We start from the raw sequence: 649 nt of genomic DNA on the forward strand, positions 1-649 counted from the left end.
CCGATCTGGCAGCCAGGGCCCGCCCGCGCCCTCCGGCGGTCACGGCCCGACCGACGCTCCCGCCGGCTCGGGATCCGAGCATTCCCAGCCATCCGTCACGGAGCCCGATCCGCACCGCCCGCGGCCCGCGCCCGAGACCATCCCGGCCCAGTCGGGTGCCGAGGCGGCCGCGGTCCAGAGCGGCAAGGAGCGGCGTACGGGGCAGGGGACCGCGCCGGGCACTCCCATGCCCATGCGCCGGGACGGCGACCGGCTGCGCTTCGTGGGGGCCGCCACCCGGCGGATCGCCCGCGGCATCGACCTCGACGAGATCGTGATGGGCCTGTGCCGGGCCACCGTGCCGACCTTCTCGGACGCGATCCTCGTCTATCTGCGCGACCCGCTGCCCGTCGGTGACGAACGGCCCACCGGGCCCGTCGTGCTGCGGCTGCGGCGCACGGACCGGATCCCCGAGGACCGGGACACCGAGGGATTCCTGCTGCCCGCGCTCCAGCCCGAGCCCGACCTCGGCATCACCGCCGAGCTGTGCACCGTACGGCCCGGTGGCGCGCTGAACGAGGTGCTGCGCGGTGTCCGGCCCGTCTTCGCGGACGCGCCCGCCGCACGGGCCGCGCTGCCCGAGCTGATCGGCGAGGACCTGACCGTGCCC

1 pseudogene is annotated in these 649 nt (G+C 76.6%); it reads left to right on the forward strand.

Annotation, left to right across the window (positions count from 1 at the left end):
* Positions 1–649 (forward strand): annotated as a pseudogene (locus O3Q52_RS53865) (serine/threonine protein phosphatase); the annotation flags it as partial.

This window comes from Streptomyces sp. ActVer (assembly GCF_027270795.1).
GTDB lineage: Bacteria > Actinomycetota > Actinomycetes > Streptomycetales > Streptomycetaceae > Streptomyces > Streptomyces umbrinus_A.